Origin of the sequence: Vibrio aestuarianus (genome assembly GCF_028858425.1) — a bacterium.
In the GTDB taxonomy this organism is placed as follows: domain Bacteria; phylum Pseudomonadota; class Gammaproteobacteria; order Enterobacterales; family Vibrionaceae; genus Vibrio; species Vibrio aestuarianus.
Genome location: NZ_JAKNYQ010000002.1, coordinates 854,914 through 871,247, shown reverse-complemented (window position 1 = coordinate 871,247; position 16,334 = coordinate 854,914). Strand labels below are relative to the sequence as shown.

At 42.7% G+C, this 16,334-nt stretch carries 13 protein-coding genes and 2 pseudogenes; 7 read left to right on the top strand and 8 right to left on the bottom strand.

The window, feature by feature from the left end; translation table 11 throughout:
* Positions 1-30 precede the first annotated feature (30 nt).
* From MCT08_RS17525 to MCT08_RS17495, 7 genes and pseudogenes are all read left to right on the top strand, one after another.
* Positions 31-237, top strand: a pseudogene (locus MCT08_RS17525) (TnsA endonuclease N-terminal domain-containing protein); the annotation flags it as partial.
* 131 nt (positions 238-368) lie between these two features.
* Positions 369-1,277 (top strand): N-acetylglucosamine kinase, encoded by a 909-nt coding sequence (gene nagK / locus MCT08_RS17520; protein ID WP_274679000.1) that lies wholly within the window; start codon positions 369-371, stop codon positions 1,275-1,277.
* Positions 1,278-1,677: 400 nt separating this feature from the next.
* The gene (locus MCT08_RS17515; protein WP_017070321.1) at positions 1,678-2,643 is read left to right on the top strand and encodes a LacI family DNA-binding transcriptional regulator; all 966 of its coding nucleotides are present in this window, start codon (positions 1,678-1,680) and stop codon (positions 2,641-2,643) included.
* 68 nt (positions 2,644-2,711) lie between these two features.
* Positions 2,712-4,445: a glycoside hydrolase family 13 protein gene (locus MCT08_RS17510; protein WP_274678999.1), complete on the top strand. Its 1,734-nt coding sequence runs from the start codon at positions 2,712-2,714 to the stop codon at positions 4,443-4,445.
* A 59-nt stretch (positions 4,446-4,504) separates the two neighbouring features.
* Positions 4,505-6,133: a PTS transporter subunit IIBC gene (locus tag MCT08_RS17505; protein ID WP_274678998.1), complete on the top strand. Its 1,629-nt coding sequence runs from the start codon at positions 4,505-4,507 to the stop codon at positions 6,131-6,133.
* A gap of 89 nt (positions 6,134-6,222) precedes the next feature.
* Positions 6,223-7,020 carry an endonuclease/exonuclease/phosphatase family protein gene (locus tag MCT08_RS17500; protein ID WP_274678997.1) on the top strand — a complete coding sequence of 266 codons (798 nt, stop codon included), beginning with the start codon at positions 6,223-6,225 and terminating at the stop codon, positions 7,018-7,020.
* Between the two features lie 537 nt (positions 7,021-7,557).
* Positions 7,558-7,674 (top strand): annotated as a pseudogene (locus tag MCT08_RS17495) (putative quorum-sensing-regulated virulence factor); the annotation flags it as partial.
* A gap of 34 nt (positions 7,675-7,708) precedes the next feature.
* On the opposite strand, the gene MCT08_RS17490 reads toward MCT08_RS17495, so the two are convergent.
* The 8 genes from MCT08_RS17490 to MCT08_RS17455 all read right to left on the bottom strand — a co-directional run bounded on the left by MCT08_RS17490 (position 7,709) and on the right by MCT08_RS17455 (position 16,330).
* A complete protein-coding gene (locus MCT08_RS17490; protein WP_274678996.1) occupies positions 7,709-8,701 on the bottom strand; it encodes a sensor domain-containing diguanylate cyclase in 993 nt (330 codons plus the stop codon).
* A 291-nt stretch (positions 8,702-8,992) separates the two neighbouring features.
* Entirely contained in the window at positions 8,993-9,472 is a 480-nt protein-coding gene (locus MCT08_RS17485) for a L,D-transpeptidase family protein (protein WP_274678995.1), read from the bottom strand.
* A gap of 93 nt (positions 9,473-9,565) precedes the next feature.
* Entirely contained in the window at positions 9,566-10,285 is a 720-nt protein-coding gene (locus tag MCT08_RS17480; protein ID WP_168524265.1) for an SIMPL domain-containing protein, read from the bottom strand.
* A gap of 75 nt (positions 10,286-10,360) precedes the next feature.
* Positions 10,361-12,010 carry a BatD family protein gene (locus MCT08_RS17475; RefSeq protein WP_274678994.1) on the bottom strand — a complete coding sequence of 550 codons (1,650 nt, stop codon included), beginning with the start codon at positions 12,008-12,010 and terminating at the stop codon, positions 10,361-10,363.
* Positions 12,011-12,012: 2 nt separating this feature from the next.
* A complete protein-coding gene (locus tag MCT08_RS17470; RefSeq protein ID WP_274678993.1) occupies positions 12,013-13,926 on the bottom strand; it encodes a vWA domain-containing protein in 1,914 nt (637 codons plus the stop codon).
* On the bottom strand, positions 13,919-14,887 hold the full coding sequence (locus MCT08_RS17465) for a vWA domain-containing protein (RefSeq protein WP_053311083.1): 969 nt from the start codon (positions 14,885-14,887) through the stop codon (positions 13,919-13,921). The genes MCT08_RS17470 and MCT08_RS17465 overlap by 8 nt, the downstream gene beginning before the upstream one ends.
* Positions 14,888-14,894: 7 nt before the next feature.
* On the bottom strand, positions 14,895-15,365 hold the full coding sequence (locus tag MCT08_RS17460) for a DUF4381 domain-containing protein (protein WP_053311082.1): 471 nt from the start codon (positions 15,363-15,365) through the stop codon (positions 14,895-14,897).
* Entirely contained in the window at positions 15,362-16,330 is a 969-nt protein-coding gene (locus MCT08_RS17455; protein WP_053311081.1) for a DUF58 domain-containing protein, read from the bottom strand. The genes MCT08_RS17460 and MCT08_RS17455 overlap by 4 nt, the downstream gene beginning before the upstream one ends.
* Between the last annotated feature and the right edge of the window lie 4 nt (positions 16,331-16,334).

Sequence of the window (16,334 nt, the reverse complement as noted above, 5' to 3'; positions counted from 1 at the left end):
TGTAGGTTTACAACAAAAGTGAAGCGCACTATGTTCGACCAAACCAAAAAATCCTCTCACGTCCACAACATCTGCAAGTTCATGAGCTTGAAAAACGATGCTGTCGTTCGCACCCTCTCTGTTTTAGAGTTCGATTTTTGTTTCCATCTAGAATATAACCCTGATGTTAAAAGGTACATATCTCAACCACACGGTTTTTATTACTACTTTAATGGTCGCAAGTGTCGTTATCCCCCTGTGTCAGGATAGTCTCTGTTCAGTTGACAGCGTTGAAAAGCCAAATTGGTCGTGAGTCACAGTTTGTAGGCGTAGCTCTATGGATAATGGCTCCATTAAAGATTTTTTTATATTTTTCTGGGAGAGAAAAGATGTACTACGGTTTTGACGTTGGTGGCACTAAGATTGAATTTGGTGCATTTAACGAAAAACTAGAACGAGTCGCAACGGAGCGAGTACCAACCCCAACCGACGATTACGCTCTGCTGATCGAAACCATAGCCTCTCTGGTTAGTAAGTACGACCAAGAGTTTAGCTGTGAAGGCAAAGTCGGCTTAGGTCTTCCAGGAATGGAAGATGCAGACGATGGCACCGTACTTACAGTGAATGTACCTGCTGCCAACGACAAGCCATTACGTGCAGATCTTGAAGCTAAAATTGGTCGCAGCGTAAAAGTAGAAAACGACGCTAACTGTTTCGCACTATCTGAAGCATGGGATGAAGAGCTGAAAGATGAACCATTTGTAATGGGCCTTATCTTAGGGACAGGTTTTGGTGGCGGCTTGATATATGACGGCGCGGTTTTCTCTGGTCGTAACCACGTTGCGGGTGAACTAGGGCATACTCGACTGCCAATCGATGCATGGTTCCATCTAGGCGACAATGCACCACTACTTGGTTGTGGTTGTGGTAAGAAAGGTTGTCTAGATAGCTACCTGTCCGGTCGCGGTTTTGAACTTATCTACGCACATTACTTTGGTGAAGAGAAAAAGGCGATTGATATCATTAAAGCGTACGAAGCCGGCGAAGAAAAAGCCTGTGAACACGTAGAGCGCTTTATGGAGCTATTGGCTATCTGTTTTGCAAACATATTTACAGGTAATGACCCTCATGTTGTAGCGCTCGGTGGTGGTCTATCGAATTTCGAACTGATTTATGAAGAGATGCCAAAGCGCATCCCTAAATACCTACTATCGGTTGCGAAGTGCCCTAAGATTATCAAAGCGAAACACGGTGATTCAGGTGGTGTTCGTGGCGCTGCATTCTTAAACATTAAATAGTACCAATCTGTCTCGCCCTAAAATACGTTGACGATTTTTTTAGTAAGCCAGTAACGTAAGTTGCTGGCTTTTTTCATGCATCCTATTATCTTCCACCTTACAGCCAAAATCTCAAAATGATAATTTTCAGGTACTCAAGTCAGCATCTTCAAGTTGATTCGGTATATTCTATTCGTCAGCATTGGAGTCTAACTTGTTCAAGATATGCTCACTCCCCGGTCTTGAGTGCAGGCCTAAATCTTGTGAGTAAAAATTAAGCACTCATGCGCACGCCCAGTTTTTATTTACTGTATTGTAAGCCAATATATTGGATACTATGCCTAGGAGATTCAACTCTGAATCCTGCATCTTGAAGTCACTTGGGTGTATGGAAAGAGTGCAAAATTGAATGAGATATGTAATGAGCAAAAAAATGACCATGGCGGAGATTTCAAGACAGCTTGGGATTTCAACAATGACCGTATCACGTTACTTTAATGACGGTTATGTCTCGGCTGAAAATCGCCTTAAAATTGATGCTATCGTCAAAGAAAATCATTATACCCCTAATATATTTGCTCGTTCCATTCGTAGCCAATCTAATATTATTGGTTTCGTTGCTCCTCGCATTGAGTCATATACAACCAGTTTAGTAATCAAAGGGGCACTGGCGGCTGCCAATGAATCACAAGTACGAATGCTTTTTCATGCCTCAGGGTTTAACCATGAGTCAGAATGCCAAGCTGTGAGAGAGTTTAATGGCTTAAATGCATTGGGCACTATTATTATTGCTTCAAAGCACAGTGTCGAAGAGACGTTTTATCAAACCTTAGACAATGTGTTATTTATTGGTAAAAACACCCCCCACCATTGCTGTTTATATTACCCCGACCATGCTGCAATTAAAGCACTCGTTTCCCAAACCATCACTCAGTTAAAACAACAGCAGGCACCGCTGGCAGCCGTACATTATATTTATGATGAGCGTATGCTTTCCAGCCGTACTAAGTTGATGCAAGCCACCATTACCGACACCGTCCCTGAGTTGAATTTTTCACTACAAGCTCTAGCCAACTCGGAGGACAAAGCCGGCTACCAGGCAATTCAATTACAGCCTAATCATGTCTACTTTTGTGCCACCGATAATATTGCCATTCGTTTATATCGTCGCGCCAAAGAGCAGCAACTCAAGATTGGTCATAACTTATGGATTGTAGGCATGGGTGACTATGACTACAGCGATTTGTTAGTCCCAAGCCTGACTACTGTCGCTTTTAACTACTATCAAGTGGGCTACCAAGCTGTCAAAAAATTGCTCAAGCGCGATTTCAGTTCCGTTGAAGGCACATTCGACATAAGAATGAGAGAGAGCTCACAGTTTCTCTGAAATTGTATTGAGTCCAAATAGGTTCCATTTAACACTATGTGTTAACGATAACACACATAGTATAACCGATGACACTCGCTCATAATCTACACTCAAAACCACTCGCGTGGTGGAAGAAAGCAACTGCCTACCAAATTTATCCCCGTAGTTTTTATGATACAAACCAGGACGGCATTGGTGATATCAATGGGATCATTGCTAAGCTGGATTATCTTGCTGATTTGGGTATTGATTTAATATGGATCTGCCCATTCTACGCATCACCGAATGATGATAACGGTTACGATATCAGTGACTATCAAGCGATTCATCCTGACTTTGGAACCCTAGAGGATGTGGACAAACTGATCGCGGCTGCGCATCAACGTGGCATCCGCATTATTATGGATTTAGTGATCAACCATACCAGCGATGAGCATCCATGGTTCATCGAATCGCGAGATAACAAAGATAGCCCTAAGCGTGATTGGTATATTTGGCGTGATGGTTGTGAGCCTACAGCTGAAAAGCCGACTTGCGAACCAAATAACTGGGAAAGTATTTTTCATGGTAGTGCATGGGAATATGATGACAAAACTGCACAATATTATTTGCACCTATTTTCTAAAAAACAGCCAGATCTTAATTGGGAAAACCCTGAAGTTAAACAAGCACTATTTAAAATGATTCATTGGTGGTTGGAACGTGGTATTGATGGCTTCCGTGTCGATGCAATTAGCCATATTCAGAAACAACCCGGTTTACCCTCTTTACCCAATCCAAAGGGTGAAAATTATGTCTCTTCGTTCGATTATCATATGAATGTGGCAGGGATTGAAAAACATCTGTATGAGTTAAAAGAGCAGGCGTTTGATCCCTTTGATATCGTGACCGTTGGTGAGGCCAATGGGGTGACGGCCGACAACGCATTGCCTTGGGTTGCTGAAGCGACCGAGCACGATCAAGGTGGTGTTTTTAACATGATTTTTCAGTTTGAACACATGAAGCTATGGTCGGAAGAGCAAAGCAACGAGAACTTCGATCTCGTGGAGTTCAAACGCATTTTATCGCGTTGGCAAGATGCCTTAGAAGGTAAAGGCTGGAATGCGCTTTATTTAGAAAACCACGATCAAGCTCGTAGTATTGATACTTTTGCCGATCCTAATTCTAGGTATGCCAGTGCTACCGCGTTGGCGAGTTGTTATTTCTTGATGAAAGGAACTCCATTTATTTATCAGGGCCAAGAGATTGGTATGGTAAATCATCAGTTTACCTCTCTTGATGAATTTAATGATGTGTCTGCGAGAAATTTAATTCAAAAGCTCTCGCAACAAGGTCAAAGCGATGCAGACATCTTAGCCTTGTTAAATCAAGTATCTCGCGACCACAGTCGCTTGCCAATGCAATGGAACGACCAGGATTTTGCCGGTTTTTCTGAGGTGCAACCTTGGTTCTCCGTCAATCAAAATTACGCAGATATCAATGTTGAGCAACAACAGAACGATCCAAATTCGATCTTGAATTTCTATAAGCAGCTGATTGCCCTGCGCAAGTCAAATGAAAGCTTAGTGGTTGGGCGTTATCAATTACTGCTACCTAACGATCCTAATATCTATGCTTATCAACGTGTTGCTCAAGATATGACATGGACCATTATTACCAACTTAAGTAAGCAAGAGAGTGTCGTTGATATCGACTGTACGCAGTTAGGCGAGTTACTGCTTGATAATCAGAATATTAACAATGAACACGTTCGCTCAGATTTTATAACGACGCGAATTGCCCCAGCTTATGCTGCGTACATATTTGCAAGAAAGCACTAAATTATATTTATCGCAGGGCGTTGATAAGACTACTCTGCATTTAAACCAAGGAATCATTTATGAGTAAGTTACTATCTTTTGATTTTTGGCAACGATTTGGGAAATCCCTTATCGTTGTTATCGCGGTGATGCCAGCCGCTGGTATCATGATATCACTCGGTAAAGTTGTCGCCATGTATGCCGGTGGTATCGGTGCCATTGAAACACTAGGCGCTATTATGGAAAACATAGGTTGGGGGATCATTGTTAACCTTCACCTATTATTTGCGGTCGCGATTGGTGGTTCATGGGCTAAAGAACGTGCAGGAGGCGCATTTGCCGCGCTAATTGCCTTCATCTTAATCAACCGTATCACTGGGGTTATATTGGGCGTGGATAACGCTATGCTCAGTGACCCAGAGGCGGTTGTGATGAGCCTACTTGGTTCTGAGCTACCGGTCTCTCAATTCTTCACGAATATTTTGGGTGCTCCTGCCCTAAATATGGGTGTGTTTATCGGTATTATGTCTGGCTATTTAGGTGCCAACTTATTTAACCGCTATCATGACTTCGCTCGCTTACCTCAGGCATTAGCATTTTTCAATGGTAAGCGTTTTGTGCCTTTTGTTGTTATTTTCTATTCGCTGATTATTGCGTTTGGTTTATCGGTAATATGGCCTTTAATTCAAGGTGCGCTTAATGATTTTGGTCAATGGATTGCTACCTCTAAAGACACTGCGCCGATCACTGCTCCTTTCTTGTATGGTACGTTAGAGCGTTTATTACTGCCATTTGGTTTACACCACACTTTAACTATTCCAATGAATTACACCGAGTTGGGTGGTACTTATGAGCTTATGACTGGGATGAATGCGGGCTCAAGTGTTTATGGTCAAGACCCATTATGGCTTGCTTGGGTTAGCGATTTAAATAATCTTAAATTAAGCGATCCGACAACTTACCAACATCTGTTAGATACGGTGCACCCAGCACGCTTTAAAGCGGGCCAAGTTATTATCGCAGCCTCTTCATTGATTGGTATTGGGTTTGCGATGTATCACTGTGTTGATAGTGATAAGCGCGCACAATATAAGCCAATGTTTTTATCTGCGTGTCTTGCCGTGTTATTAACCGGTGTGACAGAGCCTATTGAATTCATGTTTATGTTTATTGCTCCTGTTTTATATGTTGCGCATGCGGTATTAACAGGGGTTGCATTTGCGTTGGTCGATGTGATGGACCTACGTGTACATGCCTTTGGTTTGATTGAGTTACTCACTCGTATACCTATGATGGTTTCAGCGGGCATCGGTGGTGATCTGGTTCGCTTTGCATTGGTTTCTATTGTTTTCTTTGTGTTTAACTATGGATTGTTCCGCTTCCTAATCGTGAAATTGAAATTACCAACACCGGGTCGTATGGGTAACTACCTGGATGAAAGCTCAGAAGCTATGTCGGAAGATGAGAAGCTTGACATTATTATTCAGAATTTAGGCGGGCGTGGCAATATTGCTGAGATTGATGCTTGTATGACTCGCTTGCGCATTACCGTTAATGATCCGCAGTTGGTTGCTGAATATGAGTCATGGAAGCCAACAGGAGCACTTGGTGCTGTGATTAAAGAACAGGGTGTACAAGTTATTTATGGTCCTGGGGTGGATGTCATTAAATCTAAATTAGTTCAGAAGTTTTCAGCGCAACCTGCGTAATTATTTTTAGATCAAATAACCTCGAGAAACGCAGCCTTGCGCTGCGTTTTATCTCACTAGAATAAATAAGTGAACAATAAATGAAGTTAATGACGCTAAATTCTCATAGTTGGCAAGAAGAAAAACAGCTAGAAAAGTTGGATGTGGTCGCGCAAGCCATTATCGAGCAAGGGTGTGATGTCGTTGCATTACAAGAAGTGAATCAACATCAAGATAGCCCGGATGTTGATGTCAATATATTAACTAATCACACCGTGTTAGCTGATAACTATGGTTATTTATTACAGAAAAAACTCATGGAATACGGTCATCACTACCAACTTACGTGGGATTTCGTTCATCAAAGTTATGAAGTATATCAAGAGGGTCTCGCATTTTTGACGCGACTGCCGGTTGTCGAACATGAGGTCATTGATTTAAGTGATAACTATGATGTGAGCTGTTGGAAACATCGGCGAGCAGTGCGTATTAAAGTGACCTCTAAACAGGGTGATTTTAATCTTTATAATTGTCATTGTGGCTGGTGGAATGACTCAGAGAACTCATTTGAGGATCAGTTCAACCGAATCAAGGCAACGTTACCAACAGAGTTGAGCTTTCTATTAGGCGATTTCAACAACCCAGCTCATATACGTAATGAAGGCTATGATTACCTATTACAACGCGGTTTGATGGATTGTTATGAAAGAGCAGAAATCAAAGATGATGGAACCACTGTCATTAAAAACATTGATGGTTGGGAGCAAAATAGCCAAGCGCTACGCATTGATTTAGTACTTAGTAATCAACCTGTAGTGGTAAAGCAGCATAAGGTAATTTTTAATCACGATTTTTATCCGGTTGTATCGGATCACTTTGGGGTGCTAGTGGAAGTAAATATTAAGTAATAGTCTTGCGTTAGTGCGCGCCCTCTTGACCACAGCCCTGCTTCAGAGCTGAAATAGCCTGTTGCTCTTTCGATGTCTTCAATCAGCTCTCTGTGCTCAGAGAGCCTTTTCCCAACCGTTCGTGCAAAATCCAATTCGTGACTGTCTATCATCGTATTGCTGTAAGTGTTCACCAAGCCCTATTGACATAAAAAGTGTGATCTTACGCACTTGATCCCACTTTTGGTATTGAGTGATCATTCTGGGAAGCCATCATGGTTTCACGACTAGAAAAAAATCACCTGAATACCCCAAGAAGCACCACCTGAAGTCTCGGATTTGAATGAGGCTAAAGTGCTTATTGATGAGCTGTTCCCACAGCGACCCTGTAAATAATTCTGTGTTCGTGCCGTGACTGTCATTTCGATCATTTACCTCTTGGCTTCTTAACCATCATTTGAAACCTTGGTTCTCATAGTTAGTCAGTCCTAGCTTGGTTTTGTCCAATTGTAAGTTGAAGTGATAGAGGTATAGAAATTCCCCAAAACAGTTGCTTTCCTTTGGTTTGAAAAGAAAGGTTGGCCAAGCGCTGAACTGGGAGAGTTGCTTAAGTTATGTTTAGCACTAAAAATCGAAGGATTAGATAGTGTCGTCAAGCCGTTAAAGCGAATGTAATTAAACAGGTTTATATCTGTGTGTTGCAAATCTGTTAAGTAGCTGCCCTATAATTGATTTGTTTTGGTGTGCTTTTATTTTTGGCGTGGTTGGCTACCTTATCGTCAAAAATGGTGACTCTGTTTCGGCCATGTTGTTTTGAGTAATACATAGCTCGGTCGGTTCGAGAAAGGATGTGCATACTAGAGTTATCAGATTCAAACAGCTGAGATACGCCAATGCTTACCGTAACGTTCACAATATAGCCTTCAACCTCACAAGGCGCATTTTGAATCGCAATTCTCAATTTCTCGGCTATGTCATAGGCATGACACTCTGACGTTTCAGTTAATACAATGGCAAACTCTTCACCACCAATTCTGCCGATGTAATGTGGGTGAAGAATCATTTCACTACAAATGTTAGTAATGTGTTTAATAACGTAATCACCCGCTAAGTGGCCTAAGTGATCATTAATCTCTTTGAATAGATCAATATCGAGCATTAATAGTGAGATATTACTGCTAGTTGCAGGATGGTTTTCAATATCTTGAGAAAGCAGCTTCATAAAAGCACGTCGGTTTAATAAACCGGTTAATTCATCCGTTTCACTTAATGTTTTCAGTTGTTTTTCTAAGTTGTATCTGTGGGTTATATTGCGTGCGGTCCATAATACTGTGCGTTGGTTGCTTTTTAGGCAAAACATAGGCAAAGGTTTGATAATACCTTGAAACCATACTTCGTCACTGATGGTCACATTTTCGGGTAGGGTGATCATATTCTCTTCATTAAAGCTGTATTCAATAATGAGTGAATCTTCACCTGCTAATGCCTTTTTTATGAATTGGTGGCACTGATGCGCCATGGTGTGGGGCATAACTTCATAGAGGGTTTTACCTATAAAGCTCTTACAGTCAAAGCCAAGGTTATTATCTTCTCCACCAAATACATTGAGGTATTCACCGGACTCAGAAAAAATAAACACATGGTCTGGAACAGCATTCAATATAATATTCAAACACTTACTTTCATTTTCTACACTGCCCATGTATCAGTTACTCCTTGGTATTTATTACCAACAATACATAAAATAAAAGCTCTATCCCTTTCCAGCTTGAAGCTGCATCTGCGCAGGCTACATTCGTTTAACCTAACTAGATAGTTTATCTATGCTCATGGGGTGAATTCACTTGCCACCTACCTGAACTTCAATTTGTCTGAGGATAAAAGCATAACTATCAATATAGCAAGGCTTTCATCGCTTTGCTGTTATACATTTCTTGCTGCAGTTTTAAGTTCAAGTTGTTTAGGTATAGGGGATGGTTATTTTGAGCATTCATTACCATTCTATGACTATGGGGGTGCCTAATTTGACTCGACTGAGAAAATCATCCATTTGATCATTGGTGATGGCAATACACCCATCAGTCCAATCAAAGCTTTGAATGAATTCTGGCTTTGCTTGAAAGCCGTTTTTTAAGCCGTGAATTTTTATGTCGCCACCAGGATTCACCCCTGATTTCATGGCTAGGACGGTATCTTGATGATTCGGATAGGTAATGTGGACTGAGCGGTAGTATGATGAATCATTGCTAATATAATCAAGATAATAGCGACCTTCTGGTGTACGTTGGTCGCCTTCTTTAAACTTATGCCCCTGCGGATTTTTTCCTAAAGCAATTCGGTATTCCTGAACTACGGTTTGCCCATCAAGTAGGTACATTCTACGTTTGGATTTATCGACTTTGACAAGATCAACATCAGCGTAGCTAACAAGCGGCCAAGACAGTATCGAAATTAGGTATAGCATTCGTATCATAGAAATACTGCATGGTCAGAAGTAATAGAAATATCCGTTATTATGTGTCGAATAGTCAGATATTTCTAGTCTTCCTCTTGGTCTGCTGCTTTATCAATCTGATAGGTAATATTCTACCGTTGAAACCACACGTATCTTTTTGATATGAGGCGTGTTGTTATCTCGGTCGACAATACTGAATTGTCCTTGAGAGGCTCTTTTAATTTTCCCTAACGAGCTTTGTGAGTCTTTGGCGAATTTCTCTGCCACTTCTCTTGCTTGCTTGGTCGCTTCTTCAATCATATCGGGCTTGATGTCGTTAAGTCCTGAGAATGAGTAATTGACTCGGTTGTTGTAAGGATCTTGATTGAACACGATACCTTGTTTGCCTAAGTTTCCGAGCTTGTTGATGGCGGCGCGAACTAAGTCAACTTGATTGCTGTAAACCGTGATGGTTTGATTGGCTAAATAGCGAAATTCAACCGAGTTTTCTCCACCGTATTGCTGCGCTTTTTTATCAATAACAGCAGGTGAAGACAAAGAAACGTTGTTGTCTGCAATGCCTTGGGTGGCTAAGAAATCTGTCACCATTTTGGTTTGTTTTTCGATGGTGGAAAACATGGTCGGTAAATCATTGTCTGCTACGGTAAATTGAATAGGCCAGATGACGGTATCAGCAGGGTATTCTCTTTCGGAGAGCCCCTTTACAGTGACTACGCGTTCGTATTCTTTATACTTGATGGCAGTTTGCTGAACAAAAAAGCCTAGCACACCGAGCCCGAGGATCACGCTTAACCCCATAATTAATGCAGAGGATGTACTCTTAATTTGCATGTCACTGTTTCCTTATGTTGGCTTTGGGACGCTTTATTATATGCGTATCATTGCGTTAAAAGCGTGAAGTGCACGCTAGAGTTTTGCAAGAGGTTGCGCTTTATTTTTAGCGCGCTTAGCTTGTTGCTTTTGAATACGAGTGACCAGTTTCTCTAAATTTCCAGGATCCCAAGGGCTTTCTTGTGTTGTATAGAGTGTTTTGTTGAGTGCGTTTAATTCGTTATCCAATGTTATTTTTTCTTCCTCGGTTAGTTGAACGACAGCGCGCCATTGCGTCAAACAGTAACTGATTTGTACGCCATCACCTTGGGATAATGCTTTTTTTAGCAGAGTGTATTCATTGCTATCTTCTTGATTAAGATCCGAGTATGCATTTGTTGTAGGAGCTGAGGATTGATTTCTAAATGCCCAAGCGACGATCATGGTTGCTACCCAAAGTAGGGCGAAGAAAGCGGTAAAATAAGGCCAATATCCAGCATCTTTAACGGTCACTGTCTGCACATTTTGTGGTGTAATCGGTGTCGCTGACGATTGATCAAGCCATTCTCCTTTCTCAACATTCAAAGTTAATGCACTTGCTTTGCTATATTTTTGCGATTTGCTTTGAGTGTCCCACCAGGTGACATTCACTTCTGGAAGTTGGATATTGCCGATCGTATTCGGAATTAGCACCTGTTTGATCGTCATTTTAACGTCTCCATTGTCCAATGTTGTGAATTGCGGTTTCTCTGCGTAAACACGTATGGTGTCAGGATAATTGATGGCTAAATTAGGTAGCTGCTCTTGGGAGATCCCCTTGACCGTTAACACTAATTCACGTGTTAATGATTCACCTACTTTCGTGTGGAAGGGGGAGTCAGTTGTCACTTTACCGCTTGTATCACGCCATGTTTGCTCAAGTGTTAATTGAGATGTTGGTAGCCATGTACCTTGGTAAGTTTCTGGTTTAGGCAATACGGTTAAAGGGAACGTTTTGGCGGGGACATCAAGTTGGATCAGGCGAGTATTGCCAGTTTGGTTGCTGCCATAAACTAGGCCGCCTTTAAATGCAGGCCCCGATACAGTGAAGCTACCAGATTCTTTTGCCGTGACTTGGAATTTTTGGTCTACCACGGTGACTTCAATGCCATCCAATACGCTTTGATATTGGTTTGCTTCTCCGGCTGGCTTTAATTCAACGCCTTGAGCTGAAGGAGCAGCAATTTGAGGGTTTTGCAGCCTTCTAGGATCGGCTTTTATGATTAAGCGCGCATTAAGGTAAGTGCTTTCATTCGGATAAAGCTCTTTACGTTCTAAATGAGATTGCATTTCAACCAAATCCGACTGCTCAGGCTCTTGAGTGTCAGCGGCAACCTGAATAGAAATGGGCTGCGTTTGGGCTCCATTTAAAGTGAAGCTTGGGATAGTAATAATTCCGAGCTTATTCGCGGCCAGCGAAACGTTCCATTCACTGCGGGTGCTGCTGTCCCCATTGATGATATTCATTGAGGTACCAAAACTGGGACGACCCAGAAAGAAATCATTCTCTAGCACACTAAAATCAATCGCGTCCGATGACGCTTTTTCATCAGCTACGACTCGCAGCTGAAAGACTTCATTTTTGACGACTTTATTTTTACTGACACTTGCGAAAAGCGTCGTCGCATAGGCGGTGGAGATAAACGCATTCAGCGCAATGAATAAGCTGATGATGACAGCAAAAAATGAACGATTAACTTGTTTCATGATTACCACTTTTTACCGTTGTTTTGTGGAGGTTGAACTTGGCTTTCTTCTCTTTGTTTCGCTTGTAAGAACATTTGTGCTTTGAGCAAGCGGCTCGGGTCACGGGCGCTTTCCACTTGTTCTAACTTTCGCAATTCTGGATCAATGGTTTGGCTGCTATCAGCTTCCATCGCTTGTGCTGCAACAGATTGTTGTTCCTTTTCTGCATCACTTGAGGTGTTTTGAGTTTGAGTGGCATCAGCAGATTGAGAATTGTCTGCATTTTCCTGCTCGCTCTCGCGCTGAGATGGCTCAGGTTTTTGTGCTTCGGTGTTGGGCTTGCTGTCTGCGGGCGATTGTTCCGCAGACTGCTGCTGGTTGTCTTGCGCCGTTTGCTGTTCCTCACTCTCTCCCTTTGAATTTTGGGATTGGCTTGGCTGGTTATCTGCGTTGTTGCTATCAGATGGCTGAGAGGAAGAATCTTGTTCGCTGTTTTGGTTTTGTTGTGAGTTTTGCTGTTGATCCTTATTGGACTGCGATTCAGACTGTTGCTGTTGCTGTTGCTGTTGCTGTTGCTGTTGCTGTTGCTGTTGCTGTTGCTGTAAAGCTTTAGTCACAACATCAAGGTTGTGCTGAGCATCAGCATGGTCTGGTTGTTGGCGTAGCACTTGCTCATAACGTTTTTTGGCTTCTACTAACTCGCCATTTTGCGCGTAAGCGTTAGCGAGATTGTATTGAGAACGGACATTTGTATTGGGTAATTGAGAAAGCGTCTTAACCGCTGCTGCATAATCCCCGGCTTGATATTGGGCAATACCTTTCCATTCTAAGTCAGTAAATTGCTCACTGGCACCTTGATAGTCGTCGTTATCAAAGGCTTGTTTTGCTTGTTGGTTTTGGTTGAGCCAAGGCGAAGCTTCGGCATTTGGACTTTGCAGCATCGGAAGAAACAAGATGACGAGGGAAAAAATAAAGCCACGACGAAATAAAAGTAAGCAGGGAATAATAAGCAATAGGAGTAACCAGTATCCATTATTCACTCTGTCTTCGACGGTTTGTTTGTTCTGTGCACCAACATTGGGGTTTTCTGCTTGAGTAAGGCGGACGATGATATCGATATCGCTATTGTCGAGACGAATTGGTGTAAAGATACCTTGCACCGATTGGCTAAGGGATTGCATATTCGCAAAGTTGGTCTTAGCGACCACGGTTTGTCCTGCATTGTTTTTAAGCATCGAGCCATCAGCCAATACGATGGGGGCACCTGCTTGAGTTCCTATCCCCATAATAATCAGTTTCCAATTGGTCCCAGCAAGTAGCTTTTCAATCTCATCTTGTTCTTGTGAGTCAATATCGTCGGTGAGCAGAACAATATCCCCTTGAGCAAGGCCTGCATGGGTCATCACCTCTATCGCCAATTGAATGCCTCGGGCGGCATCGGATCCTAAATAGGGCATAATGTCCGGTGAAAGATTCGGCAACAAGTTATTAATAGTTGCACTGTCACTGGTGAGTGGGCTAACGGTAAATGCATCACCGGCGTAAGCGACTAGCCCTGTGCTGCCTTCTTTCCAGTGAGCGAGTAAGTCGAGCGCCTTATAACGGCTTTGTGTCAAACGGTTGGGTTTAATATCAGTCGCATACATCGACATTGACATATCCATCACCAGTACACGTGCATTGCTATTACTGTAACTAGGGCGAGCTTCGGTTTGAAAGCTAGGTCCGGCAAGTGCAACGACAGCGAGTAGCCAGCAAAAACCAATCAAGGAAAGTGCTGTCGATTGGCGTTTGTTGTTTGTTATGCCTAACGCTTTGGCCAAATGAGGGGCAATAAGGGTCTGCTGCTTCGAGCGCAGAGTCAACCACAGTAAAATGGCCGCCAAAGGGAAAAGCGCCAATAGCCATAATGGATTGAGAAAAACAAAATTAGACATGGTTTCTCCTCAGCACGATCAAGATCACAGAAAGCATAAGTGCTGCCAAAAGCGGGTAACCGAACCATTCAGTTTGAGGACGCCATGTTTGAGTGGCTTGGCTTATTGGTTCTAGCTGGTTAATGGTGTCGTATATGTTGGCGAGATCTTGGCTATTACGCGCTCTAAAGTATTTTCCACCGGTAATGTTGGCAATCTCAGTCAGTGTTTTTTCATCAAGATCTTGAGCTGTGTTGACTTTGCGAGTCATAAAAAACTCTTTAACCATCATTTCCCCAGCGCCAACGCCAATGGTGTATATGGTGGCGTCGTATTTTTTAGCAATCTTTGCGGCTTCTAATGGGTCTAAAACCCCCGAGGTATTGCTGCCGTCACTAAGAAGAATCATGACTCGCTGTGGAGCATCACTATCAATAAAGGTTTTGGTGGCAAGTCCAATGCCTTCACCAATTGCAGTTTGAGTCCCAATTAATTTGAGTACCGCTTGGTTTAACTGTTCGCTAATCGTGTTTTTATCCAAGGTCAATGGTGTTTGCAGATAAGCGTGATCAGCAAATAGCACTAAACCAAGACGGTCGCCTTCGCGCTTTTGAATGAAATCAGATAGAACATTTTTGACCGCGGTCAAACGATCTATGTATTGCCCACCTTGCTGCATGTCTTCTTGACTCATGGAGTAGGAGAGATCAACCACGAGCATTAAATCTCGGTGCTTAGGTTGTGTCGTTACCGGGTCGCCATACCAAACTGGGCGGGCAACAGCGAGTATCAGCAAACACCAAATAGCGGTGGCGATGGCTTTTATGGCGATATTGCGTGGTGACGATATCTGATCTTGTTTTGGAAGGTAGGGCAGGTGAATGGCTGCCCTTTCTTTTACTGGTGGTAAGAATCGATAAATAACCAGTGGTAGTGGTAGCAGCAATAACGCCCACCACCACAATAACTCTATATTTGCCAAAGTTTAGCTATCTCCGTTTCTTTGGCGGCAACGCATCATTTACCCATTGATAGCAGTGCTGAATCAGTTCTTTGTTCTGTTCAGTATTTTGCTTTTGGTATAAAGCTTGTTGCCACAAGTTTTCATTAGGAACAAAAAGAGGGGCAGAAATTTGAGAATCTAAAAAGGTATACCACTCTTTCCCGGTTAAATGCGCGATTTCCATTCGTGGGTAATAACACAAAGCCGCTTGACGAAGCAGCTCAATCGCAGATGAAGGTGTTAAATGGCTAAATTGTGAATTAAGCAAACGCAGCGCGGTTTTTTTCGGTGCAAGACGTTTACGACGCCAACGAATCGCTAGCACGATGATCAGCAGGCAAAGCAGCACTCCAGCCGCACTTGCCCACCAGCCCCAAGCCAATGGAAACCAAGAAGGTAATTCTGGCAGTTGCATGGCGCTTAAATCTAAAGGTGTAGCAGTTGATGATTCCTTCATTCTTTATATCCGGATAGTTGTTGCAGCAAAGGTTTCTCACTAGAGAGTGAGGTATAAGAAATTGCCATAGATTGACTCAATGATTTTAGTTTTTCTTTTTGAGATTCAAAGGCTTTTTTTAACCCTAAGCGTGTACTATTTGTCGAAAAGTTGAGCCAGCTCGTCTGTTGGTTATCGGTTACCCGTTCTAAACCACGAAATTGGGTCTCTCCTTGTTCGAGTGGATCATAAATATGCACCATTCGCACACGGTTGTGGCGATGCAATTGGTTGAGTAGTGGCGTTAGTGATTCATCACAATGGACAAAATCACTGATTAAAATAACTTCGCTGCCTTTAGGACATAAACGATTCAATGCCATCAAACCATTGTGCATTGAATGAGCATGCCGCTTGGTTAAGGTGAGACTACTGAGCTGCTGGTTTTGTATCGTGACTAATTGCTGAATCAACTGCAACGGACCTTTTTGGCGACTGGTCGGTTTTAACTCAACTAATGCATTTCCAGTGTCGATCACGGCACCTACACGGTCATTTTTCGCCACACTTAGCCAACTGAGTAAGCTCGCCATATGCGCGGCTTGTACCGATTTCAGCATTAACTGAGAGCCAAATTGCATCGATGTACTGAGGTCAACATATAAAATGACGGGTTTTTCCCGCTCTTCACTGAATAACTTAGTATGAGGTTTCCCAGTGCGAGCAGTGACTCGCCAATCGATCGACCGGATATCGTCACCCGCTTGATATTGGCGTACTTCGGCAAAGTCCATGCCTCTACCGAGTTGTTTACTTTGATGCTGACCAAGTAATTGAGCCCACAAGCTTTTCGCTGGTGGTAACCAATGTATCGCTTGCTGCTTGTATGGAAGCAGCTCTTCAAGCGACAAACTGACGCCGTTGCTAAATTCTGGCAGGTCGGTGTTTTTGACCTGAGAACGATGTTTTGTCTGTGAGTGAGGCATACAA

Excerpts from the sequence above, each read along its gene's own strand:
- nagK (WP_274679000.1), top strand. The coding sequence starts at position 369 with ATGTACTACGGTTTTGACGTTGGTGGCACTAAGATTGAATTTGGTGCA.
- MCT08_RS17515 (WP_017070321.1), top strand. The coding sequence starts at position 1,678 with ATGAGCAAAAAAATGACCATGGCGGAGATTTCAAGACAGCTTGGGATT.
- MCT08_RS17510 (WP_274678999.1), top strand. The coding sequence starts at position 2,712 with ATGACACTCGCTCATAATCTACACTCAAAACCACTCGCGTGGTGGAAG.
- MCT08_RS17505 (WP_274678998.1), top strand. The coding sequence starts at position 4,505 with ATGAGTAAGTTACTATCTTTTGATTTTTGGCAACGATTTGGGAAATCC.
- MCT08_RS17500 (WP_274678997.1), top strand. The coding sequence starts at position 6,223 with ATGACGCTAAATTCTCATAGTTGGCAAGAAGAAAAACAGCTAGAAAAG.
- MCT08_RS17490 (WP_274678996.1), bottom strand. The coding sequence starts at position 8,701 with ATGGGCAGTGTAGAAAATGAAAGTAAGTGTTTGAATATTATATTGAAT.
- MCT08_RS17485 (WP_274678995.1), bottom strand. The coding sequence starts at position 9,472 with ATGATACGAATGCTATACCTAATTTCGATACTGTCTTGGCCGCTTGTT.
- MCT08_RS17480 (WP_168524265.1), bottom strand. The coding sequence starts at position 10,285 with ATGCAAATTAAGAGTACATCCTCTGCATTAATTATGGGGTTAAGCGTG.
- MCT08_RS17475 (WP_274678994.1), bottom strand. The coding sequence starts at position 12,010 with ATGAAACAAGTTAATCGTTCATTTTTTGCTGTCATCATCAGCTTATTC.
- MCT08_RS17470 (WP_274678993.1), bottom strand. The coding sequence starts at position 13,926 with ATGTCTAATTTTGTTTTTCTCAATCCATTATGGCTATTGGCGCTTTTC.
- MCT08_RS17460 (WP_053311082.1), bottom strand. The coding sequence starts at position 15,365 with ATGAAGGAATCATCAACTGCTACACCTTTAGATTTAAGCGCCATGCAA.
- MCT08_RS17455 (WP_053311081.1), bottom strand. The coding sequence starts at position 16,330 with ATGCCTCACTCACAGACAAAACATCGTTCTCAGGTCAAAAACACCGAC.